General features: G+C 71.2%; 29 protein-coding genes. 19 read left to right on the top strand and 10 right to left on the bottom strand.

The features are described from left to right. The first annotated feature begins 2 nt into the window (after nucleotides 1–2). From ACRB68_RS27180 to ACRB68_RS27145, 8 genes are read left to right on the top strand one after another with little or no spacing between them, the layout of a single operon-like run. Nucleotides 3–890: a hypothetical protein gene (locus tag ACRB68_RS27180; RefSeq protein WP_235959896.1), complete on the top strand. Its 888-nt coding sequence runs from the start codon at nucleotides 3–5 to the stop codon at nucleotides 888–890. Next, a complete protein-coding gene (locus tag ACRB68_RS27175) occupies nucleotides 891–2,192 on the top strand; it encodes a CpaF family protein (RefSeq protein WP_328594833.1) in 1,302 nt (433 codons plus the stop codon). Further along, a complete protein-coding gene (locus tag ACRB68_RS27170; RefSeq protein ID WP_328594831.1) occupies nucleotides 2,189–3,148 on the top strand; it encodes a type II secretion system F family protein in 960 nt (319 codons plus the stop codon). The genes ACRB68_RS27175 and ACRB68_RS27170 overlap by 4 nt, the downstream gene beginning before the upstream one ends. Further along, nucleotides 3,145–4,062 (top strand): type II secretion system F family protein, encoded by a 918-nt coding sequence (locus tag ACRB68_RS27165; RefSeq protein ID WP_153537081.1) that lies wholly within the window; start codon nucleotides 3,145–3,147, stop codon nucleotides 4,060–4,062. Before ACRB68_RS27170 ends, ACRB68_RS27165 begins: the two co-directional genes overlap by 4 nt. A 16-nt stretch (nucleotides 4,063–4,078) precedes the next feature. Continuing rightward, nucleotides 4,079–4,300, top strand: a complete 222-nt coding sequence (locus ACRB68_RS27160) for a hypothetical protein (protein WP_328594830.1) — start codon at nucleotides 4,079–4,081, stop codon at nucleotides 4,298–4,300. After that, nucleotides 4,297–4,725: a TadE/TadG family type IV pilus assembly protein gene (locus ACRB68_RS27155; RefSeq protein ID WP_153537079.1), complete on the top strand. Its 429-nt coding sequence runs from the start codon at nucleotides 4,297–4,299 to the stop codon at nucleotides 4,723–4,725. The genes ACRB68_RS27160 and ACRB68_RS27155 overlap by 4 nt, the downstream gene beginning before the upstream one ends. Next, the gene (locus tag ACRB68_RS27150; protein ID WP_235959894.1) at nucleotides 4,722–5,150 is read left to right on the top strand and encodes a TadE family protein; all 429 of its coding nucleotides are present in this window, start codon (nucleotides 4,722–4,724) and stop codon (nucleotides 5,148–5,150) included. The genes ACRB68_RS27155 and ACRB68_RS27150 overlap by 4 nt, the downstream gene beginning before the upstream one ends. After that, complete coding sequence (locus ACRB68_RS27145; RefSeq protein WP_235959892.1) at nucleotides 5,140–5,559, top strand: TadE/TadG family type IV pilus assembly protein; 420 nt, start codon at nucleotides 5,140–5,142, stop codon at nucleotides 5,557–5,559. The genes ACRB68_RS27150 and ACRB68_RS27145 overlap by 11 nt, the downstream gene beginning before the upstream one ends. On the opposite strand, the gene ACRB68_RS27140 is transcribed toward ACRB68_RS27145, so the two are convergent. Further along, on the bottom strand, nucleotides 5,556–5,930 hold the full coding sequence (locus ACRB68_RS27140; protein WP_153537077.1) for a hypothetical protein: 375 nt from the start codon (nucleotides 5,928–5,930) through the stop codon (nucleotides 5,556–5,558). The genes ACRB68_RS27145 and ACRB68_RS27140 overlap by 4 nt on opposite strands. Before the next feature lie 222 nt (nucleotides 5,931–6,152). Beyond that, a complete protein-coding gene (locus ACRB68_RS27135) occupies nucleotides 6,153–6,404 on the bottom strand; it encodes a hypothetical protein (RefSeq protein WP_153537075.1) in 252 nt (83 codons plus the stop codon). A gap of 193 nt (nucleotides 6,405–6,597) precedes the next feature. On the opposite strand from ACRB68_RS27135, the gene ACRB68_RS27130 reads away from it, so the two are divergent. The 3 genes from ACRB68_RS27130 (at nucleotide 6,598) to ACRB68_RS27120 (ending at nucleotide 7,940) form a co-directional block, all read left to right on the top strand. Beyond that, nucleotides 6,598–7,413 carry a DUF5753 domain-containing protein gene (locus ACRB68_RS27130; RefSeq protein ID WP_153537073.1) on the top strand — a complete coding sequence of 272 codons (816 nt, stop codon included), beginning with the start codon at nucleotides 6,598–6,600 and terminating at the stop codon, nucleotides 7,411–7,413. Next, nucleotides 7,410–7,601: a DUF397 domain-containing protein gene (locus tag ACRB68_RS27125; RefSeq protein WP_153537071.1), complete on the top strand. Its 192-nt coding sequence runs from the start codon at nucleotides 7,410–7,412 to the stop codon at nucleotides 7,599–7,601. The genes ACRB68_RS27130 and ACRB68_RS27125 overlap by 4 nt, the downstream gene beginning before the upstream one ends. Nucleotides 7,602–7,751: 150 nt before the next feature. Continuing rightward, on the top strand, nucleotides 7,752–7,940 hold the full coding sequence (locus ACRB68_RS27120) for a DUF397 domain-containing protein (protein WP_153537069.1): 189 nt from the start codon (nucleotides 7,752–7,754) through the stop codon (nucleotides 7,938–7,940). A gap of 252 nt (nucleotides 7,941–8,192) precedes the next feature. Here the strand turns inward: ACRB68_RS27120 and ACRB68_RS27115 are convergent, their stop codons facing one another. Beyond that, nucleotides 8,193–8,681 (bottom strand): hypothetical protein, encoded by a 489-nt coding sequence (locus ACRB68_RS27115; RefSeq protein ID WP_207709828.1) that lies wholly within the window; start codon nucleotides 8,679–8,681, stop codon nucleotides 8,193–8,195. 178 nt (nucleotides 8,682–8,859) lie between these two features. Next, entirely contained in the window at nucleotides 8,860–10,233 is a 1,374-nt protein-coding gene (locus ACRB68_RS27110; protein ID WP_153537067.1) for an HNH endonuclease signature motif containing protein, read from the bottom strand. A gap of 535 nt (nucleotides 10,234–10,768) precedes the next feature. On the opposite strand from ACRB68_RS27110, the gene ACRB68_RS27105 reads away from it, so the two are divergent. The 6 genes from ACRB68_RS27105 to ACRB68_RS27080 all read left to right on the top strand — a co-directional run bounded on the left by ACRB68_RS27105 (nucleotide 10,769) and on the right by ACRB68_RS27080 (nucleotide 16,358). Continuing rightward, nucleotides 10,769–10,891, top strand: coding sequence for a DUF397 domain-containing protein (locus tag ACRB68_RS27105; RefSeq protein ID WP_153537065.1), 123 nt, complete (start codon nucleotides 10,769–10,771; stop codon nucleotides 10,889–10,891). Between the two features lie 392 nt (nucleotides 10,892–11,283). Next, the gene (locus ACRB68_RS27100) at nucleotides 11,284–12,105 is read left to right on the top strand and encodes a hypothetical protein (RefSeq protein WP_153537063.1); all 822 of its coding nucleotides are present in this window, start codon (nucleotides 11,284–11,286) and stop codon (nucleotides 12,103–12,105) included. A gap of 303 nt (nucleotides 12,106–12,408) precedes the next feature. Beyond that, nucleotides 12,409–13,866 carry an FAD-dependent monooxygenase gene (locus ACRB68_RS27095; RefSeq protein ID WP_153537061.1) on the top strand — a complete coding sequence of 486 codons (1,458 nt, stop codon included), beginning with the start codon at nucleotides 12,409–12,411 and terminating at the stop codon, nucleotides 13,864–13,866. Nucleotides 13,867–14,026: 160 nt separating this feature from the next. Continuing rightward, nucleotides 14,027–14,437 carry a VOC family protein gene (locus ACRB68_RS27090; protein ID WP_153537059.1) on the top strand — a complete coding sequence of 137 codons (411 nt, stop codon included), beginning with the start codon at nucleotides 14,027–14,029 and terminating at the stop codon, nucleotides 14,435–14,437. Between the two features lie 296 nt (nucleotides 14,438–14,733). Further along, entirely contained in the window at nucleotides 14,734–15,411 is a 678-nt protein-coding gene (locus ACRB68_RS27085; protein ID WP_153537057.1) for a hypothetical protein, read from the top strand. A gap of 641 nt (nucleotides 15,412–16,052) precedes the next feature. Then, nucleotides 16,053–16,358 carry a DUF4288 domain-containing protein gene (locus ACRB68_RS27080; protein ID WP_194293457.1) on the top strand — a complete coding sequence of 102 codons (306 nt, stop codon included), beginning with the start codon at nucleotides 16,053–16,055 and terminating at the stop codon, nucleotides 16,356–16,358. A gap of 45 nt (nucleotides 16,359–16,403) precedes the next feature. Here ACRB68_RS27080 and ACRB68_RS27075 read toward each other — a convergent pair whose 3' ends face one another. Beyond that, nucleotides 16,404–17,522: an alkene reductase gene (locus ACRB68_RS27075; protein ID WP_153537053.1), complete on the bottom strand. Its 1,119-nt coding sequence runs from the start codon at nucleotides 17,520–17,522 to the stop codon at nucleotides 16,404–16,406. 56 nt (nucleotides 17,523–17,578) lie between these two features. Here ACRB68_RS27075 and ACRB68_RS27070 point away from each other — a divergent pair, with 56 nt between their 5' ends. Continuing rightward, on the top strand, nucleotides 17,579–17,944 hold the full coding sequence (locus ACRB68_RS27070; protein ID WP_153537051.1) for a MerR family transcriptional regulator: 366 nt from the start codon (nucleotides 17,579–17,581) through the stop codon (nucleotides 17,942–17,944). A 51-nt stretch (nucleotides 17,945–17,995) separates the two neighbouring features. On the opposite strand, the gene ACRB68_RS27065 is transcribed toward ACRB68_RS27070, so the two are convergent. Further along, nucleotides 17,996–18,940: a hypothetical protein gene (locus tag ACRB68_RS27065; RefSeq protein WP_153537049.1), complete on the bottom strand. Its 945-nt coding sequence runs from the start codon at nucleotides 18,938–18,940 to the stop codon at nucleotides 17,996–17,998. Nucleotides 18,941–19,087: 147 nt separating this feature from the next. On the opposite strand from ACRB68_RS27065, the gene ACRB68_RS42165 reads away from it, so the two are divergent. Beyond that, complete coding sequence (locus ACRB68_RS42165; protein ID WP_153537046.1) at nucleotides 19,088–22,108, top strand: BTAD domain-containing putative transcriptional regulator; 3,021 nt, start codon at nucleotides 19,088–19,090, stop codon at nucleotides 22,106–22,108. Nucleotides 22,109–22,112: 4 nt separating this feature from the next. Here the strand turns inward: ACRB68_RS42165 and ACRB68_RS27055 are convergent, their stop codons facing one another. The 4 genes from ACRB68_RS27055 to ACRB68_RS27040 all read right to left on the bottom strand — a co-directional run bounded on the left by ACRB68_RS27055 (nucleotide 22,113) and on the right by ACRB68_RS27040 (nucleotide 26,393). Continuing rightward, nucleotides 22,113–23,264, bottom strand: coding sequence for a YncE family protein (locus tag ACRB68_RS27055; protein ID WP_153537044.1), 1,152 nt, complete (start codon nucleotides 23,262–23,264; stop codon nucleotides 22,113–22,115). Nucleotides 23,265–23,319: 55 nt separating this feature from the next. Further along, entirely contained in the window at nucleotides 23,320–24,378 is a 1,059-nt protein-coding gene (locus tag ACRB68_RS27050; protein WP_153537042.1) for an NYN domain-containing protein, read from the bottom strand. A 108-nt stretch (nucleotides 24,379–24,486) separates the two neighbouring features. Further along, entirely contained in the window at nucleotides 24,487–24,726 is a 240-nt protein-coding gene (locus ACRB68_RS27045) for an acyl-CoA carboxylase epsilon subunit (RefSeq protein ID WP_328594829.1), read from the bottom strand. Between the two features lie 74 nt (nucleotides 24,727–24,800). Then, nucleotides 24,801–26,393: an acyl-CoA carboxylase subunit beta gene (locus ACRB68_RS27040; RefSeq protein ID WP_194293456.1), complete on the bottom strand. Its 1,593-nt coding sequence runs from the start codon at nucleotides 26,391–26,393 to the stop codon at nucleotides 24,801–24,803. Between the last annotated feature and the right edge of the window lie 76 nt (nucleotides 26,394–26,469).

Below are 26,469 nucleotides of genomic sequence, written 5' to 3'. Positions count from 1 at the left end.
CCGTGGCTCTCATCGCGCTCGCGGCGGACAAGGGGGCGCCCGGGGTCACCACCACCGCCGTCGCCCTCGGCGCCGTGTGGCCCCGCCCGGTGCTGGTCGCCGAGTGCGACCAGGCGGGCGGCGACCTGGTCTACCGGCTGCCCGCCGCGGCCGGCGAGCCCGGCGACGCGGCCGGCCCCGGCGGCATGCTCAACCCCTCGCGCGGCCTGCTCAGCCTCGCCGCCACCGCCCGCCGCGGCCTGCGCCCCGACCAGGTCGCCGAGCACTGCCAGCGCCTCGTCGGCGGCCTGGACGTGCTGGTCGGCATCACCAGCGCCGAGCAGGCGCAGGGCATGACCTGGCTGTGGGGGCCGCTCGGCCGCGCCTTCGCCGGCCTCGGCCAGGTCGACGTGCTCGCCGACTGCGGCCGGCTCGGCGCCGCCAGTCCGCTGACCGACCTGATGCGCGAGGCCGACATGGTCGTCCTGGTCACCCGCGCCACCCTCGAACAGGTCGCCCACCTGCGCGAACGCATCGCCGCGCTGAGCGGCGAGCTGCGCGGCGGCCCGCCGATCGGGGTGCTGGTGCTGGCCGACCCCCGCGACTTCCGCGCCTCCATCTCCGAGGTCGACCGCATCGTCACCGGCGCGCAGCAGCGCCGCCTGGACACCGCGCCGCCCGGCGGCCCGCCCGCGCCGCCCGTCAGCGTCATCGGCGGCCTCGCCCTGGACCCCAAGGGCGCCGCGCTGCTGTCGGGCCAGTGGGGCGGCAAGCTCGACCGGTCGCTGCTGATCCGCTCGGCCCGCGAGGTGGCCGGCGACCTGGCCGGCCGGCTCGCCGCCCGCCCCGGCCGCGCCCCCGCGGGCGCCGAGCCCCCACCCGTCCGGCTGCTGGAGGAAGGGAGGCTGTAGGTGGACCACGGCCTCGTCAAACGGCTCCGCCAGGAGGTCGGCGACCGCCTGGCCCAGCAGCGCCGCCTCGACGCCGCGCACGGGCTCGCGCCCATGTCCGGCGAGGACGAGCGGCAGTTCGCGCGCGCCCTCATCGGCCAGGTGCTGGAGGAGTTCGCCCGCGGTGAGATCACCGCGGGCCGCCGCCCGCCCAACGCCGAAGAGGAGGAGGCGCTCGCCGCGGGCGTGCACGCCGCGCTGTTCGGCGTCGGCCGGCTCCAGCCGCTGCTGGAGGACCCCGAGATCGAGAACATCGACGTCAACGGCTGCGACCGGGTGTTCATCGGCTACGCCGACGGCCGCGAGGTGATGGGCGAGCCCGTCGCCGAGAGCGACGAGGAGCTCGTCGAGCTCATCCAGATCCTCGCCGCCTACAGCGGCCTGTCCTCGCGGCCCTTCGACACCGCCAACCCCCAGCTCGACCTGCGGCTGCCCGACGGGTCGCGCCTGTCGGCCGTCATGGACGTCACCGTCCGGCCCGCCCTGTCGATCCGCCGCGCCCGCCTCGGCAAGGTGTTCCTGTCCGACCTGGTCGGCACCGGCACCTTCAGCGAGGACGTCGGCCGGTTCCTGCGCGCCGCCGTGCACGCCCGCAAGAACATCATGTTCGCTGGCGCCACCAACGCCGGCAAGACCACGCTGCTGCGCGCCGTCGCCAACGAGATCCCGCCGCACGAGCGCCTCATCACCGTCGAGCGCGCGCTGGAGCTCGGCCTGGACGCCTTCCCCGAACTGCACCCCAACTGCGTCGCGTTCGAGCAGCGCCTGCCCAACTCCGAGGGGCAGGGCGAGATCTCCATGGCCGAGCTGGTGCGCCGCTCGCTGCGCATGAACCCCTCGCGCGTCATCGTCGGCGAGGTCCTCGGCGACGAGATCGTCACCATGCTGAACGCGATGACCCAGGGCAACGACGGCTCCCTGTCGACCATCCACGCCAACTCCTCCATGGAGGTCTTCAACCGCATCGCCACCTACGCCATCCAGGCCGAGGAGCGGCTGCCGGTCGAGGCCACCCACATGCTCATCGCGGGCGCCATCGACTTCGTGGTGTTCATCGAGAAGCGCAACGAGTACGCGCGCGGCGGCCGGCTGCGCCGCTACGTCGCCAGCATCCGCGAGGTCACCGGCTGCGACGGCCGCGTCCTGTCGTCGGAGGTGTTCGCGCCCGGCCCGACCGGCGCGGTCGTGCCCGCCGCGCCCATCGCCTGCGCCGACGAGCTCGCCGAGTACGGCTACGACACCTCCCTCGGAGGCTCCTGGTGATCGCCCCCGACGTGCTGGCGGCCGTCCTCACCGGCGCCCTGGCCGGCGGCGGCGTGCTGCTGCTGATCGCCGCGCTGCGCGGCATGCCGGTCCGCCAGGCCCGGCGGCGCCGCAGCCGCGAGGACGTGATCAAGACCCTGACGACCCGCGGCGCCCTCGCCGCCATCACCGGCGCGCTGGTGCTGGTCGTCACCCGCTGGCCGGTCGCCGCCGCCGGCACCGCCGTGCTCGTCCTCGGCTGGAACGGCCTGGCCGGCGGCGCCGCCGAGGAGCGCCGCGGCATGGCCCGGCTGGAGGCCCTCGCCGCCTGGACCGAGTCGCTGCGCGACACCATCGCCGGCGCCGTCGGCCTGGAGCAGGCCATCCCGGCGTCCCAGCGGGCCGCCGCGCCCGCGCTGAAACAGCCGCTGCGCGAACTCGTCGACCGGCTGCACACCCGCGTCCCGATGCCCGACGCCCTGCGCCGCTTCGCCGACGAGCTCGACGACCCCTCCGCCGACCTGGTCGTCGCCGCGCTCATCCTGAACGCCAAGCTGCGCGGGCCGGGCCTGCGCGACATGCTCGGCGCCCTCGCCGGATCGGCCCGCGCCGAACTGGACATGCGGCGGCGCGTCGAGGCCGAGCGGCGCGCCACCCGGCGCAGCGTCCGCATCGTCGTCGCGGTGTCGGTCGGCACCGCGCTCGGCCTGGCGGTGTTCAACCACTCCTACGTCGAGCCCTACGACGGCGTCCTCGGCCAGCTCATGCTGTGCGTCGTCATCGCCCTGTACGCGCTGGCGTTCCTGTGGCTGCGGCGGCTGTCGCGCTACGAGCTGCCGAACCGGTTCCTCACCGACCCCGGCGACCGGCCCGGGGTCCCCGCCGAGGTCCCGACCACCGTCGCGGGCTGGCAGGGCCGCGCGACGGCGCTGCGCGGCCGGCACACCATGGACGCGGGCGGAGGGGGCGGCTCATGACCGGCACGATGATCGCCGGCGCCGTCGTCGGCCTCGGCCTGTACCTGCTGGTCCGCGCCCTGTTCCCGGCCCGCCCGGGCCTGTCGGCGCGCCTGGCCACCCTGGACGCCGCCCGCCGCCGCGACCTGGAGGACGCCCAGGCGGGCCGCCTGTCCCCGACGCTGGAGAAGGTCGGCGGGCTGCGGGCGCGCGTGGGGCGGGAACTGGTGCGGCTGTGCGAGGCCCGCGGGTGGCAGCTGCGGTCGGTGCGCGCGGACCTGGCCGTCACGGAGCGGTCGCTGGACGGGTTCCTGGCCACCAAGTTCCTGCTGCCGGCGGCGGCCCTGTTGTTCCTGCCGGTCCTGGTCGCCTACTTCGCCTTCCTCGGCCTTGGCGTCTCGATCCAAGCGCCTGCATGGATCTGCCTGATCTTCGCCGGCGTGTTCTTCTTCCTGCCGGACCTGCAGCTCCGCCAGGAGGCCAACGCGCGCCGCCAGGACTTCCGGCACGTCGTCGGCGCGTTCCTGGACCTGGTCTCGATGAACCTGTCGGGAGGGCGCGGCGTGCCCGAGGCGCTGATGACGGCGTCCACCGTCGGCGAGGGCTGGGGCATGCACCGGCTGCGCGACACCCTTGCCAACGCCCGCATCACGGGTCAGACTCCGTGGCAGGCGCTCGGCCGGCTCGGTGACGAACTGGGCGTCACGGAGCTGAAGGACCTGGCCGGAGCGCTCTCCCTGGTCGCCGACGACGGCGCGCAGATCCGCAAGTCCCTCGCGGCCCGCGCCGCGTCGATGCGCAGCCGGCAACTGTCGGACCTGGAGGGCAAGGCGGGCGAACGGTCCCAGTCGATGATGATCGCCCAGCTGATGTTCTGCCTGGCCTTCCTGGTGTTCCTGGTCTTCCCCGCCCTGATGAGAATGCTCGAGTCATGACCCCGAAGGAGCCCCCGTGAATCCCCTGGACAACCCGGCGATCATCTATCTGCGCGCCATGCTCGGCGTCCGGCTGGACCGGGCCCGCGACGAGGACCTGTCCCGCGGTGCCTCGGCCATCGAGTGGGCGATCATCACCGCCGTCCTGGCGACCATCGCCCTCGGCATCGGCATCATCATCACCCAAAAGATCATGGACAAGGCGCACAGCATCGACGTGAACGGAAAGAACGGATGATCCAGCGGCTCCAGGACGAGCGGGGGGCCTCCTCCATCGAACTGGCGCTGCTGACCCCGATCATCATCCTGGTCCTGCTGGCGGTCGTGCAGTTCACGATGGTCTTCCACGCGCGGCACGTCGCGCTCGCCGCCGCGCAGTCCGGCGCCCGCGTCGCCCGCACCGCGCCGGTCGGCGGCGGCTGGCAGGACGCCGCCGAGGGCAAGGCCCGCCGCGACGTCGTCCAGATCGGCCGGAACCTGATCACCGGCCTGCAGGTCCGGTCCGGCGAGGGCGGCGACCAGCGCTGGGTGCAGGTCAGCGGCGAGGCCATCAGGGTCATCCCGTTCATGACCTTCCACGTGTCCCAGCGCTCGGAAGGGCCGATCGAGTGCTTCCGCCCCGACGTCGGTGCCGGCACCGCCTGCGAGGGGGCCGCGCAATGAGGCGCGACGACGGCTCCATGTCGCTGGAGATGGTGCTGGTCACCCCGCTCTTCGTGATCTTCCTGCTCTTCCTGGCGGGCGTCGGCCGGATGGTGGACGCGCAGAGCCAGGTGGACGGGGCGGCCCGCGACGCCGCCCGCGCAGCGTCCCTGGCACGCAGCGAAAGAGACGCCGTCGACATGGCTGAGAAGGCCGGTGACGCCAGCCTGAAGGGCCGCAACTGGTGTACCGGCGGCCCGCAGGTCAAGGCCGACACCTACAACTGGCGCCCGGGCGGCACGGTCAAGGTGAAGGTGTTCTGCGACGTCGACCTCTCCGACATGTCCTTCATCGGGCTGCCGGGCACCAAGGAACTGACCGGCGACGCCCTCGCCCCGATCGACTTCTACACCTACCGCGGAACCGAGACCGCCGATGAACCGTGACCGGGGCGCCATGGCGCTCTACGTGGTGCTGTTCACCCCGACCGTCCTCATGCTGGCGGGCCTGCTGGTGGACGGCGGCCTGGCGATCCACGCCCGCCAGCGCGCGGCCGACATGGCCGAGCAGGCCGCCCGCGCCGGCGCCAACCAGATCGACACCGACCGCCTGCGCGAGACCGGCAAGCCGATCCTGGACCCCGCCCGCGCCCGCGCCGCCGCCTGCGCGCTGCTGGACGACTACGACGACAAGATCACCGCCAGCCGCTGCGACGCCACCGACCAGGCGGTCGACGTTCAGGTGGAACTGACCGTCAAGCCCCAGATCCTGGGCATCATCCCCGGCCTCGGCTCCTTCACGATGAAGGGCAGCGCCACCGCCGCCCCCATCACCGGCAACGCCCCGGCCCCTTAGGGCTGCGCGGCCTCACCACAGATCAGCCGCCGGGCCTCGCGCACGAAGCGGGAATCCGGCGCATCGACGGCGTCCACCTGACGAGCGCGCTTGTGTGCCTCGTCCCGGATGGCGTTGACCGCGTCCGGCAAGTGCTCCGTCTCGCCCAGCAGCCGGCGGACGATGCCGCTCACCACGCTGAAAGCAGCATCCAGCGCCTCCCGGGCGGGCGCCACCGGAACATCCGCAAGCGCTTCCTCGGCTTCCCCACGCGCGGTGTCCGCGACATAACGGATCATCGACGCAGGCCGCCCCTGAAGGGCCATGGCCTCCTCGAACGCCGCCACAGCGGTCTGCGCAAGCCGCGCGGGCCGCATCATGGTGGGACTCATGCGCCCATCACCTGCCGGTCCATCGGGCAGCACCGCTCGATTCGCGCATGCGTCTGCGAGCGGGCCGTCGCACAGAGCCCACGCGCATCTCATGCCGCCCCCTCTTTCTGGATGAAGGACGCAGCGTGAGCGCGGCAAAGTACGCCCCCAGGGCGGCCCCGAGCAGCAGCAGCGCCACCGCGGCCAGCGCCAGCCACGCCACAGCATGTCCGGTCACAGGGGCTACCCCGGGCATGTCCCGGCCTTGCCCACGAGCACGCGGACGAGTACGCCCACGGCCCCAACGGGATCGTCGGCCGGCCCGATGATCCGCCCGTGGTCTTCGCCGGTGTGCCACGCGTAGTGCGGCGCTCCGTCCGCCATCACCACCGCCACCCGCACCAGGTGCGCGGGCGAGCCGTAACGCACCACGCTGAGGAAGACGTGCCCGTCCGCGTGGACCACGCCGCCCGCGAGCAGCGGATGAGCGGCCATCACGGAATCAAGCGCGCGCAGCCGCCGTTCGCATTGCTCTGGCGTGGTCTGCGGCCTTTCAGGCCTTTTGAAGGTGGTTGCCATTGCCGTGCCTCTCCGGAATGATCGATTGTGAATCCATGCCTCCAGCGTGCACTCTGCGGATTAGGCTCGCTACGTTCGCGAATCAAATGCATGGAACGGAGGATGATCGATGGCAGGCTACGACCCGCTGGACCCTGATCGGTCGATGTGGGACTTCATAGCCGTTGAGCTGGCAAGACAGCGCCGAGCGCGGAACGTCTCCGGGTCCGACCTGGCACGGCTTATCGACCGTGATCGTTCGATCGTTTCACGCATCGAATCCGGTCATATCCCCCTGCAGTTGGTTCATGCGGAGACCATTGATCGTGAATGGGGGCTGGATCGGCTGTTCACGCGTTTGGTGAAGTTCGCCAAGGAACGCAAAGGCGACGAATGGCAGCTGGGAGACCTGGCAGAGCAGGAGGAGCGTGCAACGCGCATCCGTACGTGGGAGGTCGGTCTGGTTCCTGGATTGCTCCAGACGCCGGCCTACGCCCGGGCGGTGTTCTCCGTGGGGCTCGTCAGAGATCTGGAGGCGGAGGTCGAGAAGCGCCTGGCTCGGCAGGCGGCGGTCTTCGAGAAGGACCGGCCGCCGGAATTCTCCGTGATCATCAACTGGGTCGTCCTGGAGCAGCTCGTCGGCTCCCCGGAGATCATGCGCGAGCAACTCGCGCGTCTGGTGGAAATCAGCGAACTTCCGCACGTCAACGTGCGGGTGGTGGAGAAAAGTGCGGGTGTTCACGTCGGCTATGACGGGTCGCTCGTGATCCTTACGGTGGATGCGCGCGACATCGCATACGCCGACGCGACCCATGGCGGCGAACTGGTGACCGACCCCAAGGAGGTGGAGGACTTCGCGATAAGATATGACCGTATCGGCCATATCGCCGCCCCCGTCGGCCCGTCGCGAGCGGTGATCCTTCGAGCCATGGAGATGTACCAATGACGGAGTGGCGCAAGTCCAGCCGGAGCACTACGTCGGAGAACACCAACTGTGTAGAAGTTGCAGCGCTCGCGTGCAACATCGGCGTGCGTGACAGCAAGAACCCGGACGGGCCCAAGCTCGCGCTGCCCTCCACGGGCTTTCAGTCGCTGGTGACTGCGATCAAGCGCGGCGACCACGACCTGCCCTGACCGTCACGGATTCCAGGCCTAGGGACAGGCTGGTGGTCAGCCTCCCCAAGGTGTATGGAGCTCCGTCGGAGGAAATGACCGTCTCGGCCGCATGGCCGTTCCTGTCTGTCCGTCGCGAGTGGTGGTCCTTCGAGCCATGGAGATGTGCCAATGACGGAGTGGCGCAAGTCGAGCCGGAGCGGCACATCCGGCGGAGACTGTGTGGAAGTTGCGAACCTTGCACGCAACATCGGCGTGCGCGATTCAAAGAACCCCGACGGGCCCAAGCTCGCACTGCCCTCCGTGGGCTTCCGTGAGCTGGTGGCTGCGATCAAGCGCGGCGATCACGACCTGTCCTGACCGTCACGGATCCCAGGCCTTGGGGACAGGCTGGTGGCCAGCCTCCCCAAGGTGTGCGGAGCGCCGTCGGAGGAAATGACCGCATCGGCCACATCGCCGTCCCCGTCGGTCCGTCGCGAGCGGCGATCCTTCGAGCCATGGAGATATACCGATGACGGAGTGGCGCAAGTCGAGCCGGAGCGACTGCTGGGCGTCGTTCCGCCGAGCGTGCCTTCATATGGCTGCACCGGTTCGAGCGGCCCCGAGCGATCATCAGGAGTTCGAGCGCAGCCCCAAGGCGCTGTGCTGAATCAGGCCGGCAGGGGCATCGGTGGCACCCGACCCCCGACGCGTCAACTCCACCAGCTTCGAGCGGAGGTCGGCCGCCGGCTCACCGAGCACGATGGCGCTGATCACCAACTCGAGCATGACGCAGTCGTAGGCATCGTCGGTGCCTCGATAGCGCTCGGCATCACGTTCGACCATGGCGCTGACGATCCGCCATCCGCCGTCGGCAACCGGCGCGAAGGTCGCCGCGAAGACACCGTTACCGGTCCAGCTGCGGTGCAGGAAGACAACCTCGCCCTCCGCGAAGACGTCCCACTTCTCGTCCATGTCCTGCGACGCGTAACCAAGCCGGATCCGCCTCCAGTCTTCATCCGACCAGATCCGCTGCGGCAACTGCGGCATCGGCCGGGGAACCGATATCGGCTGTACACCACCGGAGAACGCGGACCGGGTCACGGGTTCGTCAGCAGGCATGGCGTGATCCTACGGAGGAAGCCGAGCCGGAGCACTACCTCGGAGAACTCCAACTATGTAGAAGTTGCAGCGCTCCCACGCAACATCGAGCTGATCTCATCGAGCTTTAGGTAGGTGGCCATGTCCCTTCAGGGCTGCTGCCATCGGGGCGGGGTGAGTGATCTGTCTCCGGCAGGGGTTATTGCCGGTTGGGGAGGGTGATGTGCCAGGTTCCGGCGGGGGTGATCCAGATCAGGACGCCGGGCCAGGGCTGGAACAGGCGCCATCCGGTTGTCTCGTTGGTCTGGGTTGTTTGTTTGGTCCGGTGGTGGCGTCGGCACAGCGGTGCGAGGTTGCATCCGCAGGTTGTTCCCTGCGCGCTGTGTGTGCCGTAGGGGGTGGTGTGGTCGATGTCGCAGTGTTCGGAGCGCCGGTTGCAGGTGGGGAAGACACACGTTGCGTGGCGGGTTTCGATCTGGCGGCGTAGTGCGGCGGGTGGCCGGTAGCCGGGCTTGCCGTGGTCGCAGGCGGTGTCGCGCAGCGGGGCGAGCCGCTCGTGCAGGTCTTCGACGGCGCGTGCGGCCAGGCGGGGCAGGTCGGCCAGCCGCCCGTGGAACTCCACATGCGCGCGCAGCTCTTCCAGTTTGCGCCGCGCAGCGTGACCGACCATCTCAGCGACCGAGTCACCGAGATCTTCAACCGTGTCCGCGGCAGTGGGCGCCGGGTCCGTGCTCTTGGCCTCTGCTGGGGGCGCGTGGACGGCTTCGGGGAGCGGGACGCCGCGCAGGAGTTGCAGGGCCAGGTCGGCGCGGATCTGGTCGATCAGCCGGGCGTCGCCGTCCTGTTTGAGGCCGTGGGCGGCGGCGGTGAGCTTGTTGTGCACCGCGGCCACGTCATCGGCGGGGATGTCGATCAATGCCAGGCCGGCGGCGCCATGCCCGGACTCCCACAGCTCCAGCCGCCGTCCCTTGACCGTCTTGCGGGTCTGCTCTTCCAGTTCGGTGGGTGCCAGCCGCCGCACCAGGCGCTTGATCTTGGCGCGCAGCTGTCCCGTCGTCCGCTCCTCGGCCCCGTCCAGGACGGTGTCCTCGACGCGGGCGCACAGCGAGTCGGGCAGGTGGTCGGTGGCATCGCAGATGGCACGGGCCTTGGCCAGATCGATCCGTCCGGCCTGCAACGCCTCCCGCGTCCCAGGCAACTGATGCGCCAGACGTTCGGCCAGGTGCACCAGGGTCGCTGCGGCATTGCCCGTCACCGCCAGCGCAGCGGAGACCTCTTCCAGCAGCGATTCGCGCGCCGACAGGACCCGGTAATCGGGATCCTGCTGCTCATCCTGAGCGTGGCGGCGAGCGGCGAGCTCGGCGATGGCCGCGAGTTCCTGTGCCTGGGCCCAGGAGGCCTGGCGCCGCGCCGCGGCCATCCGCTCACACAACTCCGCATCACTCAGGTCGCCCAGCCGGTTCTTATCGCCCGACAGGCACACCGCCAGCTGCGGACCGGGCGGGAACCAGGAACGGTCCTCCCACTCCCGCTCCTCACCGCGAAACGCCTTGACCTCAGCCAGAGAAGCCATTCCCGCCTACCCCCTTCCACGTCCATCTACATTCTAAAGACGGCGAAGATCATCCACAATCAATCACCCTGGCGAGTGCCATTCTTTACCTTTGTCATTTTGTCGGCTTTATGTATCGCGTCCAAAACGCCTCAGCCGTGCGCCGGTGATCCGCCCCACCGCCAGGCGAGAAAGCGAAACTCGGCCTGCCAGCACCGGCCGCCGCGCCGCCGGCTGACTTTTCCATCACTCCGCAAAGCGATGCACTCGCCCAAGTGCGGCATGACCGCAACGACCAATCGCCTACCGACCAAGGCATGGCCGCCAAGGCGCAACAAGCGAATCCTCGGCGCTTCGCCCTAGCCATGACCGGCCCTCGGTGAGCTTTTCGGCTCCCGTGAGGCAAAAAACTCAGCCCAAGCGCTCAAGCAGTCGCTGCTCATCCCCGCAATATGAGCACTCAGGCCAACACCAAAAGCCCGCTTCGTGTCCTTGGGCGTCGAATGCCGAGAGCAAGGGCGGCCCCGACGGCGGGGCACTCCTTGCCTCCGCCGGAATGAGATCACTCATCGGCATGCGCGACGGTAAGAACCCTGACGGGCCCAAGTTCGCGCTGCCTCCCGTGGGCTTCCAGTCGCTGGTGGCCGCGATCAAGCGCGGCGAGCACGACCTGCCCTGACCGTCGCACCACATTGGGGTCTCGGTAAGAGCCGTGCAAGCCGGACCAGGGGATCGAGTTCGTCCAGCCCGGCGATGTCATCCCGGTCAGCCTCAGGTTCCTGTCGTCCTCGCAGGCCGCTCAACGACGATCGCACGGTGGCCGGCCTGGTGATCCGTGAGCGGCCGGGTGTCCGCGCTCGGCGCGGCGGGTAGGAGATCACAACGTTGGAGGCGCCTGGCAGGGGGCTTGTTCGGCGGCTTCGGGCGCAATCGGGGGCAGGCATGGCAGAGATCGTGACGCGGGACAACTTCGTGGAGGCCGAGACCGCGCACTACTTCAACGAGCAGTTGAAGAAGGCACCGGTCAACGAGTAGTACCACGACCGGATCCCGGTGAATGTGGACAACCAGGTGATCGCCAGGTCGAACGTGGACCTGATCCATTCCTATGCGGTGGTGGACGTCACCGAGGAGGCGACGTTCTCGCTCGCGGCCTCCCAGGAGTATCAAGTCGCCCAGATCATCGACGAGAACCATTACATCGTCGACGTGGTCTACCCGGGCCAGACCCGGACGGTCCGGCGTTCGGACCTGACCGGTGGCAGCCACGTGTACGTGCTGGGACGCACCACCACGGCCGGCGGCCTGGAGCGGGCGCACGAACTGCAGGACCTGCGCACCATCTCGGCCAAGACCGCCAATCCCTACATCAGCCGCGATTTCGACGACGCGAGCCGGCAGGCGGTCGGCGAGGAACTGGAGACCCACGCCGCCGAGGCCGACTTCAGCAAGGGTTTCGGCACGCCGCAGTCCACCGACCCCTACCAGCATCTGCTGGCCGCGCGGCTGGGCTGGGGTGGCTTGTCTCCCGAGCACGCGCAGTACTTTCAGATGTTCGCCACCAGCACGGGCGCCGACGTGTGGACTCTGGAGGTCCCCCCGTTGGACTACGACCACAGCGGCTACTTCTCGATCATCAAGTACGACAAGCTGGGCCGGCTGTACGTGGCCAAGGCGTACCTGCCCGGCAGCGACCTGGTCCGCAACGACGACGGCACGATCAGTGTGTGGTTCGGCGACGAACGCGTCGCCGGCCGGCCCAACGTCATCGAGACGACCCAAGGTGAGCAGTTCTACTACGGCATCGGGCTGTACCAGCCCTTGGACGCCGAACAGACCCGCCAGTACTTCGACAGGCTCCGCGCCCGGCCCCTCACTCCGGTACAGGCATGACCTCGGGCATCGGCTCGGCGACCTGCTGCCCTCGGCGGCCGGCGTCGCGCTGAGCCCGCTCCCGATCATCGCGGCCGCGCTGATGCTCATGTATCGGAGCCCCACCCCACACCAGCGGCACAGCCCGGGAAAACCCTTTGGCGGGCCTGAACGGCTGCTGGTAGCTTTCGCGAGGCCGTGCGAGAGACCGAGGAGGTGGTACCCGTGAACACAGTTTCGTCATGGGTGCTCCCCTCTGGGGCCACGGTCGGGCGATAGGTCGCCCGGGAGCGCCGTCACGAGCACTCCCGAAAGGCAAGACCCATGGATTCTCCGCGTTCTCCCGAGTCGTCGAACGACTTCGATGTGATCATCGCCGGGTGCGGGCCGACCGGCGCGACGCTGGCCGCCGAGCTGCGGCTGCACCAGGTGCGGGTCCTCGTGCTGGAGAAGGAGTCCGAGCCCGCGTCGTTCGTCCGGATCGTCGGCCTGCACATTCGCAGTCTCGAGCTGCTGGCGATGCGCGGGCTGCTGGACCGTGTGCTCCAGCACGGACGGCGCCGCCCGGCGGGCGCCTACTTCGCCGGCATCGCCGCACCCGCGCCCACGGGCCTGGATTCCGCGCACGCCTACCTGCTGGGCATCCGGCAACCGGACATCGTCCGGCTGCTCGAAGAGCACGCGGCCGAGCTGGGCGCGCTGGTCCGGCACGGCCGCACGGTGACCGGCCTTGAGCAGGACGACGAGGGCGTGACGGTCGAGCTGTCCACCGGGGAGCGGTTGCGTTCGCGCTATCTCGTCGGCTGCGACGGCGGGCGCAGCACGGTCCGCAAGCTGCTCGGCGTCGGCTTCCCCGGCGAACCGTCGCGGACCGAGTCGCTGATGGGCGAGATGGAAGTGGGCGTGCCGCCGGAGGAGGTCGCCGCCACGGTGGCCGGACTCGGCGAGCCCCACCACCGGTTCTGGCTCAGGCCGTTCGGTGCGGGGATCTACAGCGTCCTGGTCCCTGCCGCGGGCGTCCGCGACCGCTCCGAGCCCCCCACCCTCGACGATTTCAAGGAGCGGCTGCGTGCCGTCGCCGGAACCGATTTCGGCGTGCACTCCCCGCGCTGGATGTCCCGCTTCGGTGACGCCACCCGGCTGGCCGAACAGTACCGGGCCGGCCGGGTCCTCCTGGCTGGCGACGCGGCCCACATCCACCCGCCCACCGGCGGCCAGGGCCTCAACCTGGGCATCCAGGACGCGTTCAACCTCGGCTGGAAACTGGCCGCCCAGATCCGCGGCCGGGCCCCGGAAACCCTGCTGGACACCTACCAGGCCGAACGCCGTCCGGTCGCCGCGGACGTGCTGGACAACACCCGCGCCCAAATGGGGCTGATGTCCGCCGACCCGGACGCCCGGGCCGTCCGCAGGCTGCTCACCGAGCTCATGGGCATCGACGAGGTCAACCGCCGCCTGACCGAGAAGATCAGCGCGATCGGCATCCGCTACGACTTCGGCGAGGGCCCCGACCTCCTGGGCCGCCGCCAGCCCGACATCCCCCTGAAGCAGGGCCACCTCTACGACATCCTCCACCGCGGCCGCCCCCTCATCCTGGACCGCACCGAACGCCTGTCCGCTGGCGCCTGGTCGGACCGCGTCGACCACCGACCCGACCCGACCGCCCCCTTGGCCGCCCCGGGCGTCCTCCTCCGTCCCGACGGCCACATCGCCTGGCTCGGCGACGACCAGCAGGACCTGAACACCCACCTCGCCCGCTGGTTCGGCGCCCCCGCCCTCTGATCCGCCGTCGTCCCGGTCGTCCGGTCGGCCGACCGGGACGACGCGCTGGCGACAAGGAGCCTCGCTCCGCGCAGCGCTCAAGGCGCCCCGGAAGCCCCCTGCCTGGCAACATCGCCATCCGACAGGATTCCGCGTCTGAACCCTGTGGCAGGATCGCAGAATGCTGCGACTGACCGATTTCATCATCGACTGCCCGGACACGATGAAGCTGGCGGCCTTCTACGCCGAGGTCACGGGGCGGCCGGTCAAGGAAGGCAGCCACGGGGACTGGGCCGGCATCAAGTTCGGCGAGATCGAGCTGGCCTTCATCCGGGTGGACGACTACCGGGCTCCGCAGTGGCCCGGCAGCGAGCATCCCAAGCAGTTCCACCTCGACTTCGAAGTGGACGACATCGAGGCCGAGCAGCGCCGCGTCCTGGACCTGGGTGCGACGCTGAAGCAGGACTTCATCGGCCCCGAAGGCTACGGCTGGCGCGTCTACACCGACCCGATCGGCCACCCGTTCTGCCTGTGCCGCAACAAGGGCGTCACGTGGACCGACCAGGGCCCGGTCTGGCCCGAGCACGGCTAGGGCGCGTTTCCTGGATCTCTGGCGTGACATGCTGACTTGACGTTCAGCGGTCGGCCCTGCGCTGCCTGGGCGAGCGCGGGTTCGCCCTGCTCACCGGCCGTTGGGCCGACCTGCGCCACCCACGCGCTCGTCTTCTGCGAACACCGCAGAGCCACATGGGAAGTCAACGAGAAAACCTCAGTGGCCCTGAACCGAGTATTGATCTTGGTCAGTGATCGTTTTACTGTGTGCCCATCCGCCTGTGGATCTTCCGGGGCGTCCGGTCGCCAGGGCGGATCCAAGGAGGCTCCACCCCCATGCCCTCCCCTTCTCTGCCCTCGGGCACCACGTCCCCGCGCCGTTTCCTGGCGCGCCGCGCCTTGCCGGCCGCCGTCGCCGCGGCCGTCGCACCGATGGCGCTGGCCGCACCGGCCGCGCACGCCGCCACCAGCACATGGCACGTCACCACCACTGCCGACGCCAGATTCAACGCCGCCGCCACCGACGTGACACTGCGCACGGCAACCGGCGCCACCTTGTTCACCTGCGCCAGGACCAGCCAGTACGGCACCGTTCCCAGCCTGACGTCCACCGCTGCCAGCCCGGTCGTCGTTCAGACCAGTGCCGTGACCGGCGAATGCACGGACTCCAGTGGCGTGCGGAGTGTCGTCATCGGCGGCACGAGCGCTTACGGGACCATCGGCTATACCGCGACCGGCTACAACGCCACCACCGGTACCACCACCCTCACCGCCGCCAACACCAGCGGCATCCCCATCACCGTGGTGTTCAGCACCCCCGACTGCCAGATCGTCCTCACCAAGCTCGCCGCGACCTACACCAACAGCACCCACACCCTGAAGCTCACCCGTGGCACCGCCGGCAGTGTCACCGCCGGCTGCTTCGGAGGCACTGTCAAGGTCGGCGACGCCCTCACCCTCACCGGCGGCTTCAAGCTGGACCAGGCCGTCACCATCACCCGCACCACCGCCTGACACATCTCGGCGCTGGAAGACCGCTGAAGATCTTGGGTTCTGGCCCCGCCGTGGATGCGGCGGGGCCAGTGTGGTGACGGGTGAGCGGGCCGGGAGCTGGCCTCGGCGGGGAGCGTGTTCGCGTTCCTGGCCGGCCACCGACTACCACCGCTGGCGACCACCGGTCGAACGCGCCGTCGCCTGGCTGGTGCACCACGGCGACCGCCGCCTGCGCCACCGGGGCACCATCGCAGCCGACACTTGTCCGCACACCCGAGCAGCCACCCTCAAGGTCCGCTAGGCCGTGCCTCGAAGCTTGGAGGGCGACGGTGTGTCATGAACGCTAAAAGGCTTACAAATGCGTATGTAGCGCGGCACGTGGTGATGAGCAGGTGCATAGGGCGAGCAGTCTCAGTGGATCGTGCCCGGCAGTCTGGGGAGCGCAGCGAGTCGCTGCCGCCGAAGGCGGAACGCCGCAAGCGGCGTAGGCACGATGAGAGTGGCCGGCAGGTGGCGAAGCGGTAGGGCGCCATCGTTCTCGGCCGCCGCGGCCGGCGCATGGGTACCGATGCTCAAGTTTCCTGGGGCAGGGCTTGGGATCCTCCGCAGAGACCGTGGGGGAAAGGCGGGATATGGAGGAACGACGGCCGTTCATTGCGATCATGCTGTTCGAGGTGACCTCGGACCGGCAGTGGGAACCGTTGATGTTCAACGAGGAGACCATGCTCATCTACGCGGCGTCCGAGGCCGGGGCCCGGGCGAGAGCGGAGGAGGCCGCGAAGGAGAAGGAGGTCACCTATCCGAACATCGACGGCGAGAACGTCACCTGGCGGTTCCAGCGCCTCGTGGACATCCGGGAGACCCTCTACGAGGACCTGTCGCAGGACGTGGACCTCTACAGCCGCTCCTTCGAGCGCCTTGAGCCCTACGAGGAGCTCTTCCCCGCCGCCGAGCTGGACGGCACATAAAGGAGGCCCGCCGCCGTTGCGGCAGGGCCTCCTTTCGCGCGGCGCTCAGGACGCGGCCAGCGCGGCGTCGGCGAGCACCGGGTAGTCGGTGTAGCCGGTCTCCTCGCCCGTGTACATCAGGTACGCGTCCCGCACCGGGTTGAGCGGCGCGCCCGCGCGCAGGCGCTCGACCAGGTCGGGGTTGGCCAGGAACGCGCGGCCGAGCGCCACCAGGTCGGCTCCGGCGGCCAGCAGCCGCTCGCCCTCGCTCCGCCCGCCGTCGGCGGGCAGCGGCCCCGGCCACGGCAGCGCCGGGTTGGCGATCAGCGTGCCCGGCCAGGACGCGCGGATGCGCCGGAACAGCGGCTGCCCGGGGTCGGCGTGCACGACGTGCAGGTAGGCCGGCCCCGAATCGGCCAGGGCGTCGACGAGTGCCGGGTAGAGGTCCTCGATGTCGTCCTCGCGCATGGCGTTGGCGGTGCCTCCGGGGGAGATGCGCAGGCCCACCCGTTCCGGGCCGATCGCGGCGGCGACGGCCCGGACCACCTCGACCGTGAAGCGGATGCGCCCGGCCACCGAGCCGCCGTAACCGTCGGTGCGGCGGTTGGTGTGGCCGGAGAGGAACTGGTGCAGCAGGTAGCCGTTGGCCGAGTGCACCTCGACGCCCTCGAACCCCGCCTCGATCGCGTTGCGCGCGGCGGCGGCGAAGTCGGCGACGGTGGAGCGGATCTCCTCGGCGCTCATCTCACGGGGCACGACAGCGGGCTTGGGCCCGTCAGCCGTGTGGACCGTGCCCGGAAGCGGGACGGGCGACGGCGCGACCGGCGTCAGCCCGCTGTTGTCGGGATGCCCGACCCGGCCGCCGTGCTGGAGCTGCAGGAACATCCGGCCGCCGGCCGCGTGCACCGCGTCGGTGACGTCCCGCCAGCCGGCCACGTGCTCGGGGGCATGGACCGCCGGGATGTTCGGATAGGTCTGCCCGACGGCGTTCGGGGTGGCGGCCTCGGCGATGATCAGTCCGGCGGAGGCCCGTTGCGCGTAGTAGGTGGCCATGAGTGGTCGTGGGACGCCGTCGGCTCCGGCGCGGTTGCGGGTCATCGGCGCCATCACCAACCGGTTGGGCAGGTCCAGGGAGCCGAGGCGGGCGGTTTCGAAGAGGCCGGGGGTGGTCGCTGCGTTCGTCATGCCGGTACCGTAGAACCTGACATCAATGTCAGGTTCAAGTGCCTGTGAGGTGGATCATGCGGATCGGCGAACTGGCCCGGCGCACCGGCGTCAGCGAGCGCTCGCTGCGCTACTACGAGCAGCAGGGACTGCTGGCCGCCCAGCGTACGCCCGGCGGCCACCGCGACTACCCCGAGGCCGCGGTCGACCGCGTCATCCGCATCCAGGAGCTCTTCGCCGCGGGCCTGACCAGCACGAAGATCGTGCAGCTGCTGCCCTGCATGCGCGACGCCGACGGCGGCCCCTCCGAGCTCGCCGACGCCAAGCTGGTCGACGAGCTCACCGGCGAACGCGACCGCATCGACCGGATGATCGCCGACCTGGTCCGCTCCCGCGACGTCCTGGACGACGTGATCGACGCGGCCTCGCTCACGAACCGCTGAGCCGGGCACCCGGAGTGCCGCCCGCGCCGGCCGGCGCGGGCGGCACCTCGGCTATTTCACGATCTTGAAGGTGCCCTTGGGCTGGGAGAGCTTCTTCCGGAAGAAGGCGCCGACGATCCCGGTGTCGCTCTTCTTGTTCTCGTTGAAGTAGAAGAGGAGGTCGCTTCCGGAGAGTGTTCCCTGGGCCAGCCGGTAGCCACGGAACTGCTTGGCGACCTTGTCGGCGTATGCGCGGTCGGTGATGAAGTACTGGCCGTACGCCGCCCCCTTCGGCATGGGGAACTTCTTGGTCTTCTTGATGCTCTTGGCCTGGGCTGACGTCACCCACTTCCACACCTTCAGCGTGCGGGGCGCGTTGTGGTTGCGGCCATTTTTAAACAGGAAGAGTGAAGCCTCACCATAAGCGCTGTCTCCCTGGTCGAACTGGAAGGCCATGGAGCCGCTCGTGCAATTATCTGTCGGCCTGGCCCCATAGAGCGTCTTGACCGGTACTGGAAGCGATGCCGGGTCGTGGTTCACCGCACCACGTATGTTGACCCAGGTCCAAGCGGTCGCCTTCACGTACTCGGCAGGCAGAAAGCAGTGGATGTCCCAGCGGTACCGGATGCGACTGGGGCGGGACGTCGACCCGACGGACAGCGTTGTTTGCAGGTGTACGTTCTTCCGGCTGGGGAGGAAGTAGCGCTGCGTATACGGGGCGGCGAACCAGTCGGGAGGGACGCTTTTCTTAAGGAAAGAGCGATCAGGAAGTGTTTGCAGCTCGCCCGTAGCGCCGAACCATGAGATGTAGGCCTCACAGCAGCCTGTCTTGGCGTGCTGCTCGGCGGCGGACGCCGAGGCGGGAGCAGCGGCGGCCAGCGTGACGAGAACGGCGGCGGCAGAGGTGGCTGCACGGAAAGCATGGCCATGAAAGGACGAACGCATCGACTCTTTCCCAGTGTTGGGCGGGGTGATGGAACGTGCTTTGACGACTGGCAAAATTTCACAGGTGAACATCTCGTGTCAAGGGCGATATTTCCCGCCCCTGAACGGGCGCGTGACAGGTTCGCAATGGGGTGCTTGACAGCTTGGCATTGCGGCCGGGGGTGACACGTCTACGATGTCCCCCAAGACGTCCGCTCATCGGAAACCGGCGGGGATGTGATGGCGACCCGACAGCCAGTGAAGATCCGGCATCACCGCAGCGCGGCGGACGTGCTCGCCGGGGTGGGGGCCATCGCCGCGCTGGCCGCCCTGCTCCTCGGGGTGCCGTACGCGCTGCTGACGCTGTTCGGCTCGCCCGTTCCCGACGAGCTGCCGAGCATGGGCGATCTGACCGGGCAGGTCGGGCCGAGCGCGCTGATCCCGGTGCTGGTCGGCCTGGTCTGGCTGGCGTGGCTGCAGCTCGCGCTCTGCGTGGTGGTGGAGGTGTACGCCGGGATCCGCGGGGTCGGGGTGCCCGCGCGGGTGCCGCTCGCGGGCGGCACGCAGTCGCTGGTGCACCGGCTCGTCGTGGCGGCGCTGCTGCTGTTCACCGCGACGACGGCCGTCATGCCCGCGTTCGCCGGCCGCGGCCTCTACCAGCAGGCGCCCGTCATGCAGCCGCAGTCGCAGGAGTTCCACCAGGTGCCCGCCGAGGCGCCGCAGCAGAAGACGGCCGACCTGATGGCGGCGGAGCTGGCCGAGCAGCCGGTGGCCAAGGAGCGCACCACCAAGATCTACCGGGTGCACCCGCCCGAGGGGCGGCACCACGAGAGCCTGTGGGAGATCGCCGACAAGTGCCTGGGCGAGGGCCGCCGGTACAAGGAGATCTTCGAGCTGAACAAGGGCCGGGTGCAGCCCGACGGCACCAGGCTGCACATCGCCAGCCTGATCCGCCCCGGCTGGGTGCTGGAGATGCCCGCCGACGCCAAGGGCGCCAAGGTCGTGCCCGTCGCCGATCTCGACGACTACTTCCGCCACGGGCACGCCGTCCCGGACACGCCGCCCGCGCACCGGGAGACGCCCCCGCCGCCCCGGCACGAGCAGCCCGCGCCGCCGCCCAAGCGGCAGGAGACCCCGCCGCCCGCGCAGCAGACCCCGCCGCCGCCCAAGCAGCAGGAGACGCCTCCGCCGGCCAAGCAGGAGACGCCGCCGCCCGCCAAGCACGAAGAGGCCAAGCCGCCGCCCAAGCACGAAGCACCCGCCCCGGTGCCCGCGCCCAGGCACGAGGCCCCCGCCCCGGCGCCGAAACCGGCCCCCAAGCCGTCCCTCGGCGGCGACGCCGGCACCGGCGGCGCGACGGTTCCGGCCCCGCGCCATGAGGCGCCCATGCACGTCAAGCTGGAGTGGCCGCACGGCCTCGCCGCCGCGTCGCTGCTCGCCGCCGGCCTGCTCAGCGCGCTCGGCCGCCGCCGCCGCACCCAGATGTGGGAGCGCGCGTTCGGGCACATGATCCGGCGCCCGGCGGGGCAGGCCGCCGCCACCGAGCACGCGTTGCGGGCCGGCGCCGACCCGGACGCGGCGCGGCTGCTGGACCTCGGCCTGCGCCAGCTGTCCAAGCAGATGGCCGCCGGCGGCCGCGCCCTGCCGACGGTCTACGGCGTGCATCTCGGACCCGGCAGCCTGGACCTGTGGATCGCGCCCGCCGACCGCAACCCGCCGACGCCCTGGCAGGCCCACGACGAGGGCCAGGTGTGGCGGCTGGACGCGTCCGCGCTGCCGGCCCTGGACGCCGCCGACCTGTCCGACGTCCTCGCCCCCTACCCGGGCCTGGTGTCGATCGGCACCAACGACAACGGCCGCATCCTGGTCGACCTGGAGGCCGCGCACGGGCTGATCGCGGTCAACGGGCCGGGCGGCACCCGCCGCGCCGTGCTGGCCGCGCTCGCCCTGGAGCTGGCCACCAACCGCTGGTCCGACCACATGCGGATCACCCTGGTGGGGTTCGGCGCCGAGCTCGGCGAGGGCCTGGCCTCGGTCGCGCCGGACCGGATCCGCGCGGTGGCGACGCTGGAGGAGGCGCTGCCCGAGCTGGAGGGCCGCAGCGAGGAGGTGCGGCAGGCGCTCGCCGCGAGCGGCGTCGACTCGGTCCTCACCGGCCGCTGCCGCGGCGTGTTCGGCGAGGCGTGGATGCCGCACTACCTGATCATGGCGGACGAGCCGGGCGAGCGGGCGGCCGACCGCCTGGTCGCGCTCGCCCGCACCGGCACCCGGATGGCCGCCGGCTACCTGGTCCCGGGCCCGGTGCAGGGCGCCACCTGGACCTGGGAGGTCGACGACGAGGGCCGGCTGCAGGCCGGTGTGCTCGGCTTCGAGGTCGACGCCCAGCTCGTCCCCGAGGACCACTACCGCGGTGTCTTCGAGCTGTTCCGCACCGCGGGCGAGCTGGAGTCGGTGCCGCTGCCGGCGCGCCGCGACGACGAGGCCGAGCCGCCGTCGGCGCAGCAGTCGTCGGCCGACATCCGGCTGCTCGGCCCGATCGAGGTGGACGCGCCGGGCCCGATGGAGGACGCGCGCCGCGAGCTGTGCACCGAGGTGCTGGTCTTCCTGGCCACCCACCCGAACGGCGTGCACCCGACGGTGCTCGGCGGCGCGATCTGGCCGCGCGGGGTGTCGACCGGCGTGCGGGACGCGACCGTCGCGCGCGTCTCGGACTGGCTCGGCCGCGACGCCCGCGGCCGCCCGAACCTGTACTACGACGACCGGGGCCGCATCCGGCTCGGTTCGGAGGTCCGCGTCGACTGGGCGGTGTTCCGCTGGCTGGTGTGGCGGTCGGCGGCCGAACCGGCGTCCGAGGCCGCCTACATGTCGTACGCGCTGGACCTGGTGCGCGGCCCGCTGCTGGCGGGCCGGGCCCGCGGCCGGTACGGGTGGCTCGCCACGGCGGAGCTGGAGTACGAGGCGACCGCCCGCGTCATCGACGTCGCGCACCGGCTGGTGGTGCTGCGGCTGGACGAGGGCGACGCGCGCGCCGCGGTGGGCGCGGCCCGCGCGGGCCTGCGCCTCGCCCCCGAGGACGAGGGCCTCTGGCGCGACCTGCTGCGCGCGACGGCCGCGCTGGGCGACCCGGCGCAGGTGCAGGTGGTGGTCGACGAGCTGCGCGGCCGGCTCGCCCGCGACCCGATGCTGGACCGGCTGCAGCCCGAGACCGAGTCGCTGATCGAGGACCTGGTGCCCGCCCGGGGGCGCATCGCGCTGCGCTGACGGGTCAGCGGTAGAGGCCGGGCCCGCCGAGGGAGTGGCGGCCCGGCTGCGGGTAGGCCGCGACCGAGCGCGGTGTGCCGCCGACCCGCACCCGGCGCAGCGTCCGGCCGTCGCCGGTGGACAGGGCGTAGAGGGCGCCGCGCGCGGGGACAGCGAGCCACAGCAGCGCGCCGTCGGCCGACAGCGCGCCGGGCACGGCCGGGCCGCCCGCCGGCAGCGGCCAGCGGGTGACGGCCTGCCGGGTCGCCAGGTCGACGGCGGTGAGGGTCTCGGTGCCGAGCACGAACAGCCGCCGCGCGTCGCGGCTCAGCGTGAGCGCCCGGGCGCCCGCGCCGGTCGGCACGAAGCCGGTGGGGCGCAGCCCGATGCCGTCGACGGCCCACAGGCCGCCGCGGACGGCGTCGGCGATCAGGAACGCGGTGCCGTCGGGGGCGAGGCGCAGGTCGCCGGGGCGGGCGCCGGCGGGCAGCGCGGCCGTCCCGGTGATCCGCCGGCGCGCCGGGTCGATGCGCAGGACGGGCCCGGCGGCGCAGGTGGCCAGCAGGTAGGTGCCGTCGGCGGAGAAGTCGGCGTGGCGCGCCGCGCACGGCAGCCGCAGCGACGCGTGCGGCCGCATCGTCGCCGGGTCGCGGAAGTCGGCGCGCGGCGGGCGGGCGGTGAAGGTGAGGGCCTCGCGGCCGTCGGGGGTGAAGTACAGCGCGTCCACCCGCCCGGCGAGGGCGGGCCGGCCGAGCGCGCCGAGCCCGGCGCCGGTCGTCCACAGCCGCCGCAGGTCCCACGCCTGGACGATCCGCGCGGCGCCCGCGGCCCGGACGCGCCGCACGACCCGCGCCGTCCGCTGGTCGACGACGTCGACGGTGCCGCGCGTGTTCGGCACGTACAGGAGCTCGGGGGCGCCGCGCGCGGCGGGCGCGAGCATGCCCCGCATCGTCTGCGCGTACACGTCGACGCGGGGCGGGCCGGGTCGCCGGGCCTCGGGCGCGTGCCGCAGGTCGACGTAGGGCGCGGGCCCGCCGAGCGACGCCGCCGGCGCGTCCGCCGCGCCGTGCCCCGGCCGGTAGAACGGGACGGGCGAGCGGCAGCCCACGGCGAGCACGCCCGCCATGACCGCCCCGGCCAGCCGGACGGCGCGTTCGCCCCGCCGTGTTCCCCGCACGCGCCGGAGATTACCCTCCGGTCACGCCGGGTGTCCGCCCAATCACGCGAATGCCCTAGTCGGAGGTGCCGATGCCGATGCCGAACTCGCGGTAGACGCGCTCCCAGAAGCCGTCCCGCAGCCAGGTGCGGGCCTCCTGGTAGGGGCGCAGCGAGGAGCCGAGCTCCTTCTCCGCCTCGATCAGCAGCTCCTTGTCGATGACCTGCGGCAGCGTCGGGCCGGGCAGCAGGTCGCGGATGTTGTCGCGGCCCCGCTCGAAGATCCACTTCTGGGCGACGTGCTCGCCGATCTCCAGCATGTGGTCGCGGTCGGGGCCGAGCCGGGCGTCGGCCAGCGAGGTCGCCGCGGCGTGCAGCGAGGCGGCGACCGTGGCGGGGGTGACGGCGGGGGAGCGCACGGCGGCCGCGGCGGGCGCGGGCTTGGGCGCCGGCGCGCGGCCCGCGAAGACCTGCGCGGGCGAGGGCACCGGGGTGCGGTGGTTGGCCGCCGCCGCGGCGGCCTCGCGGATCGCGGCGGCCGCGGCCGGGCTGCCCGCCGACGGCACCACGACCTTGGCCTTGGTGAAGTAGGGGCGCAGGAAGTCCGACGGCAGCACGGTGACGGTGTCGGACTCCCACACCAGCCACTCGGCCTGGTTGGAGCCGTGCGTCGGCTCCACCCCCCACAGGTGCACCCGCACGCCGTAGCGCTGCGCGGCCTCGACGGCGGGCAGCATGTCCTCGTCGCCGGCCAGCAGCACCGCGTCGGTGATCGCCCGGTGCCGGGCCAGGGCCTCCAGGTCGGCGCGCAGCTGGGCGTCCACGCCCTTCTGCTGGCCCTGGGCGTTGAGGTTGCCGAGCCGCAGCTTCACCAGCGGCTGGTTGGCGATGACGCGCTGGTCGACGGTCGGCTGCCGCTTCGGCGCGGCGTCGAACCAGTACAGCCGCAGCAGCTCGCCGTGCATGTCGTCGGCGGCCCGGCTGGTCAGCGCCTTGATCAGTTTCTCGGCGGCGACGCGGTACTCGCGTCGCGAACTGCAGCCGAGCAGCAGCGCCCCGGAGGCCGCGTAGAGGTATCCCGCGTCGACGAAGACGGCATAGCGCGCGGGCTGTGGGACGAACTCCGAGGTGGCCATGGCCTTTCACCTTATTCGTGCAAGGCCCTTTACAGGGCGCGAACCACGGTTACATGTCCCTCGGGCATGTCCGGGCGCGCGCCCCCGGCGCGTCCGCGCCCGCGGGCGTCAGCGGGGATACCCGCTGGCCCGCCACGCGCCGGGCCCGCTCGGGCGGGGCGCCTCGGCCACCGCGCCGCGGACCAGCCGGGACCGGTCGGCCCAGCGCGACGCCCGGCGTGTCCCGGCGCCGCGGCCGGCCGCGGCGCCCTGCGCCCGGGCGGCCAGCACCGCGACGAGCGCGGCGATCTCCTCCGGCCCCGGATCGCCCCGGACGATCTGCAGGTAAGGCTTGCGTTCGGCGTTCACAAAATCTCCAATACCTCCGCGATCAAGGGTCAAAACCCGGGACCGCGGCGGAATGCTGGACCGGAGGAAATGGTTTAAAGCGGGATGTTGCCGTGCTTCTTGGGCGGCAGCGTGCGGCGCTTGTCGCGCAGCGCGCGCAGCGCCTTGACCACCTGGCCGCGCGTCTCCGACGGCTTGATCACCGCGTCGACATAGCCGCGCTCGGCCGCGATGTAGGGGTTGGCGAGGGTGTCCTCGTACTCGGTGATCAGCTCGGCACGGCGCGCGTCGGGGTCGTCCGCCGCCGCCAGCTCGCGCCGGTACAGGATGTTCACCGCGCCCTGCGCGCCCATCACCGCGATCTGCGCGGTCGGCCACGCCAGGTTGATGTCGGCGCCCAGGTGCTTGGAGCCCATGACGTCGTAGGCGCCGCCGTAGGCCTTGCGGGTGATCACGGTGACCAGCGGGACGGTCGCCTCGGCGTAGGCGTACAGCAGCTTGGCGCCGCGCCGGATGATGCCGTTCCACTCCTGGCCGGTGCCGGGCAGGAAGCCCGGGACGTCCACGAACGTCAGCACCGGGATGTTGAAGGCGTCGCAGGTGCGCACGAACCGGGCGGCCTTCTCCGAGGCGTCGATGTCCAGCGTGCCGGCGAACTGCATCGGCTGGTTGGCGACCACGCCGACCGAGTGGCCCTCCACCCGGCCGAAGCCGACGATGATGTTGGGCGCGAACAGCTCCTGGACCTCCAGGAACTCGCCGTCGTCGAGGACGTGCTCGATGACGGTGTGCATGTCGTAGGGCTGGTTCGGCGAGTCGGGGATCAGCGCATCCAGCTCGTCGTCCAGTTCGGCCGGGTCGGCCGGCGCCTCGAACGACGGCGCCTCGGACAGGTTGTTGGACGGCAGGTAGGACAGCAGCGCCTTGACGTACTCGATCGCGTCGTCCTCGTCGGAGCCCTGGTAGTGCGCCACGCCCGACTTGGAGTTGTGCGCGTGGGCGCCGCCGAGCTCCTCCATGGTCACCTCTTCGCCGGTGACCGTCTTGATGACGTCCGGGCCGGTGATGAACATGTGCGAGGTCTGGTCGACCATGACGATGAAGTCGGTGATCGCCGGCGAGTACACCGCGCCGCCCGCGCACGGCCCCATGACCAGCGAGATCTGCGGGACGACGCCCGAGGCGTGCACGTTCCGCTTGAAGATCTCGGCGTACAGGCCGAGCGCGACCACGCCCTCCTGGATCCGCGCGCCGCCGGAGTCGTTGATGCCGATCACCGGGCAGCCGGTCTTGACCGCGTGGTCCATGACCTTGCAGATCTTCTCGCCGAACACCTCGCCGAGCGAGCCGCCCGACACGGTGAAGTCCTGGCTGAACACCGCGACGGGGCGCCCGTCGACGGTGCCGTACCCGGTGACGACGCCGTCGCCGTAGGGCCGGTTCTTCTCCATGCCGAAGTTGGTGGACCGGTGCCGCGCCATCTCGTCGAACTCGACGAACGAGCCGGGGTCCAGCAGCGCGCCGATCCGCTCGCGGGCCGTCATCTTGCCCTTGGCGTGCTGCTTTTCCACCGCACGCGCCGAACCCGCGTGCACGGCCTCATGCCGGCGCCGTTCCAGATCCGCGATCTTTCCCGCCGTCGTGTGGATGTCGAAGTCCACGGGGGGTTCAGGAGCTTCCATCGCCATGCGGGCCAGCGTAACCACCCGCTGATGGCGGCCGGGCGACCGGGTGGGCGGACCGGGTGTCATGCCGGTTCCGCCC

The sequence above is a fragment of the Actinomadura macrotermitis genome (assembly GCF_009604375.1).
In the GTDB taxonomy this organism is placed as follows: Bacteria; Actinomycetota; Actinomycetes; order Streptosporangiales; family Streptosporangiaceae; genus Spirillospora; species Spirillospora macrotermitis.
Note: the sequence above shows the minus strand (reverse complement) of the source record. Positions and strands in the feature narration are given on the sequence as shown.